This is a genomic window from Streptomyces sp. NPDC048481, assembly GCF_043200075.1.
Lineage (GTDB): Bacteria > Actinomycetota > Actinomycetes > Streptomycetales > Streptomycetaceae > Streptomyces.
Map to the genome: position 1 here is coordinate 1 of NZ_JBICXC010000025.1, position 4882 is coordinate 4882.

Sequence of the window (4882 nt, forward strand, 5' to 3'; positions counted from 1 at the left end):
TGGGCAGTCGGCGTATGCGGCGGCGAACGTGTTCTTGGACGCTCTGGCCGCGCATCGGCATGCGCGAGGGCTGCCCGCCACCTCCATCGCCTACGGGCTGTGGCTGAACGAGGGCATGGGCGGCACGCTCGGCGAGCCGGACGTCCAGCGGCTCAGGCGCCTCGGACTGCCCCCGCTCGACCCGGACACCGGCCTCGCGCTGTTCGACGCCGCCCTCGGCTGCGACCGGCCCCACGTCCTGGCCACGCCCGTCGACCGGGCCGCGCTGCGTGCCCGCACCGACGAGATCCCCGCCCTCCTGCGCGGCCTCGTGCCCCCCGGCCGCCGCAAGGCCTCCCGCTCCGCCGTCTCCGCCGCCCCCGAACTCGCCGCTGAACTGGCCGGGTTGGAGTCCGAAGACAGGGGCCGACGCCTGCTGGCTCTCGTACGAGGCCACGTCGCCACCCTGCTCGGGCACGCCGGCGCGGACGACATCGAGCCGGGCCGGCCCTTCTCGGAGCTGGGCTTCGACTCGCTGGCCGCCGTGGAGCTGCGCAACCTGCTGACCTCCGCCACCGGCCTGCGACTCCCGGCCACCCTCGTCTTCGACCACCCGAACGCGTCCGCCGTGGCCGCCCTCCTGGATGAGCTGCTCGCGGGGCCCGGCGACGAGGACAGCGCCGCAGCCGTCGTCCGCACCACCGCCCCCACCGCGGACCAGGACGACCCGATCGTGATCGTCTCCATGGCCTGCCGCTACCCGGGTGGCGTGACCTCGCCCGAGGACCTGTGGCGCCTGGTCGCCGACGGCGTCGACGCCGTCGGAGCCTTTCCCACCAACCGCGGCTGGAACCTGGACGACCTCTTCGACCCCGAGCCCGGCGTGGACGGCAAGAGCTACACCGACCGCGGCTCCTTCCTGTACGACGCCGACCAGTTCGACCCCGTGTTCTTCGGCATCAGCCCCAACGAAGCCCAGATCATGGATCCGCAGCAGCGCATCTTCCTGGAGGCCGCCTGGGAGTCCTTCGAACGCGCCGGCATCGAACCCGCCTCCCTCAAGGGCAGCCGCACGGGCGTCTTCGCGGGCGTCATGTACCACGACTACGGCGACCTCAGCAGCGGCGGCAGCGTGGTGTCCGGCCGGGTGTCGTACTCGTTCGGCTTCGAAGGTCCGGCGGTGACGGTGGACACGGCGTGCTCGTCGTCGCTCGTGGCCCTGCACCTGGCGGTGCAGGCGCTGCGGTCGGGGGAGTGCACGCTGGCCGTCGCGGGTGGCGTCACCGTGATGGCGACCCCGGCGATGTTCGTGGAGTTCAGCCGCCAGCGAGGCCTGTCGGCCGACGGCCGGTGCCGCTCGTTCGCCGAGTCGGCGGACGGCACGGGCTGGTCCGAGGGCGTCGGCCTGCTGCTGCTGGAGCGGCTGTCGGACGCGCGAAGGCTGGGGCATCCGCTGCTGGCGGTGGTGCGGGGTTCGGCGGTGAACCAGGACGGTGCGTCGAACGGCCTGACGGCGCCGAACGGGCCCTCGCAGCAGCGGGTGATCCGTGCCGCGCTCGCCAACGCTCGACTCGACGGGGACGACGTCGACCTGGTCGAAGGCCACGGCACGGGGACGCGCCTCGGGGATCCGATCGAGGCGCAGGCCTTGCTGGCCACCTACGGACAAGGCCGGGACGGTCAAGAACCCCTGTACCTGGGTTCCTTGAAGTCGAACCTGGGACACGCCCAGGCGGCCGCGGGCGTCGGGGGCGTCATCAAGCTGGTGGAGGCGATGCGACACGGTGTGATGCCGCGGACGCTGCACGTGGACGCACCCTCGTCGCAGGTCGACTGGCAGGACGGAGCCGTTCAGCTGCTCACCGAGGCGCGTGCCTGGCCTGAGCTGGACCGTCCACGGCGGGCGGCGGTGTCGTCGTTCGGCATCAGCGGCACCAACGCGCACGTGATCGTCGAGCAGGCTCCCGAGCCGGTACGGGCAGGGAACGTCCCGCAGGTCGAGGGACCGGTGGCGGTCGCTCTGTCGGCGCGTTCGCCGGAGGCGCTGACGGCTTCGGCTGCCCGGCTGGCGTCGTGGTGGTCCCGGCGTGACGATGTCGAAGTCGCCGAGGTGGCTTCGGCGTTGACGTGCGGGCGTGCCCTGCTGGAGCACCGGGCGGTGGTCGTCGCCGCCGACCGCGAGGAGGCGCTGACGCAGCTGGCCGCGTTCGCGTCGGAGGGGAGCGGAGCGATCGCTGGGCGGGTGTCTGCGGGGCGGACGGGGTGGTTGTTCACGGGGCAGGGGTCGCAGTGGCTGGGTATGGGCCGTGAACTGTACGGCGCCGAGCCGGTGTTCGCGGCTGCTTTCGACGAGGCGTGCGAGGCGCTGGACCGGCATCTGCCGAGGCCGCTTCGTGAGGTGGTGTGGGGTCAGGATGCGTCGTTGGTGGATGCGACGGTGTTCACTCAGGCGGGCTTGTTTGCCGTGCAGGCTGGTCTGGTGGCCGTTCTGCGGCATTGGGCTGTGAGCCCGGATGTGCTGCTGGGCCATTCCGTCGGGGAGATCTCGGCTGCGTACGCGGCGGGGGTGTTCGGGCTTGAGGACGCGGCGCGTCTGGTGGCGGCGCGGGGGGCGTTGATGCAGGCCCTGCCGCAAGGCGGAGGCATGCTGGCGCTGGCTGCGGACCCTGAACAGGTGGAGGAGTTGATCCCCGGACTCGGCGTGGACGTCGCGGCTGTCAACGGGCCTGCGGCGGTGGTGGTGTCCGGCTCCGTCGGGGATCTGGAGCAGGTGGCGGCCCGTGCCGCTGAGGCCGGGGTGCGGACGACCCGGTTGTCGGTCTCGCATGCTTTCCACTCCCGGCTGATGGATCCGATGCTGGAGAAGTTCGCCCAGGTCGCCGCGAGCGTGACCTACAGCGAGCCGACGACGGCGGTGGTCTCGAACGTGACCGGGCAAGTCGTCTCGGCGGAGCTGACCGATCCTGGCTACTGGGTGCGGCATGTGCGCGAGACGGTTCGTTTTGCTGATGGTCTGGCCGCGGCACACGGGCTGGGTGTGACGCGGCTCGTGGAGGTGGGCCCGGAGGCGGTCCTGACCGCGCTCGCCCGCCAAACCCTCGACGAACCGGCCGAGTTGTCCTTCGCCCCGCTGATGCGCCGCCCGAAGGAAGGCATCTCGGCGCAGGCGACCTTGCTGAACGCGGCCGCCGCCCTCTATGCCTCCGGTGTTTCCGTGGACTGGCACCTGCCCGCCCCCGTCCGCCATCTCGACCTGCCCACCTACCCCTTCCAGCGCAGCCGCTATTGGCTGTCGGAGCCCGTGTCCGGGTCGGGCGCCGGGCAGGGGGCCGTCGGAGTGAGTGCGGCCGGCCTGCGGGAGTCCGGGCATGGTCTGCTGGCGGCGTCGGTGACGACCGCTGACGGCGTGTCGACGGTGCTGACGGGCCGGATCGGTGTGAGCACTCACCCGTGGCTGGCCGATCACGCGGTGGCCGGGATCGCCCTCGTACCGGGGACGGCCCTGCTGGACATGGCACTGCACGCCGCCGAGGTCACCGACTACACCGAGGTCGGCGAACTGATCATCGCCCAGCCCTTGCCCCTGCCCGCACACGGTCAGATGGACGTCCAGGTCCAGGTGACCACCGCCGGTGAGCAGGCCGACCTCGCCATCCACTCCCGACCCGCCGACGACCCCGGAACACCCTGGACCACCCACGCCACCGGAACCCTCACCAGAGCAACCGCGCTGTCCCTCCCGCCCGCCGCGACCGAGCCGGAGCCCTGGCCGCCCGCCGACGCGATGCCGCTCGCAACGGACGACCTGTACGTCGAACTGCTCGACCAGGGCTATGAATACGGGCCGGCGTTCCAGGGGCTGAGTGCGGCCTGGCGGCACGATGACGACGTGTACGCGGAGATCACGCTGCCAGAGGACGTGACCGTCGACCGGCACCCGATCCACCCGGCCCTGTTGGACGCGGCCCTGCACGGGCTCCGCTTCGGCGTGCACGGCGACCGGGCGCCGGGTTCTCGTCCGGTGCTGCCGTTCGCCTGGCAGGGTGTGCGGCTGTTCCGTACGGGCGCGCGTGACCTGCGGGTGCGGCTCTCGGCCCGTGGTGCGGAGGCGGTGCGCGTGGAGTTCGCCGACGAGGCCGGGCGGCCGGCCGGTGTGGTCGACTCGCTCATATTGCGCGAGGCCCCGAATGCGGTCGCCAGGGTCTCGGACACGCTGTTCGAGGTGACGTGGGCGCCGGCCGTGGTGGCGCCCCTGGCAGGAGCCGATCCGGTGCCGGTGGTCTCGCCGGCCGAACTCGACGGCGTGTACCACCCGGTCGTGGTCGCCGACTGCGTACCCGGCGCCGGTTCCGTCCCGGAGGCCGCACTGGAGCTGGCCGTCACGGTGCTCGGCGCGGTGCAACGCTGGCTGGACGATCCGGCACGCGCGGGCGGCACGCTGATCCTGGTCACCCGGGGCGCGGCCGGTCCGGAGGGCGATGCGCCGCGCGAGGTGGCCGCCGCGCCGGTCTGGGGCCTGGTGCGGGCCGCGCAGTCCGAGCACCCGGGCCGCTTCGTGCTGGTGGACGCCGACGAACCCCGTACCGTCGCCGCTGATGCCTGGCGTCGTGTCGCTTCGTCCGGCGAGCCCGAATGGTCGCTCCGCGACGGCCGGTGGTACCAGGCGAGGATCGGCCGCCTCGCGGTACCCGTAACCACTTCCCCGTCCGCGGCCGACAGCGCACCCGTGCCGACCTCTGCCCCCGCTACCGCACTTGCCCCGGCATCCGACTCCACCCTCGCACCCTCGCCCGCGCCCGGCTCCGGATCCGGGCGGGGTGTGGTGTGGGGTGGGGGGACGGTGTTGGTGACGGGTGGTACGGGTGGGTTGGGTGCGTTGGTGGCGCGGCATTTGGTGGGGTGT

At 72.6% G+C, this 4882-nt stretch carries 1 protein-coding gene; it reads left to right on the forward strand.

Annotated elements, in window-relative coordinates:
- A partial coding sequence (locus tag ACGFSH_RS34245; protein WP_393355528.1) for a beta-ketoacyl synthase N-terminal-like domain-containing protein occupies window positions 1–4882 on the forward strand: 4882 nt, incomplete at both ends.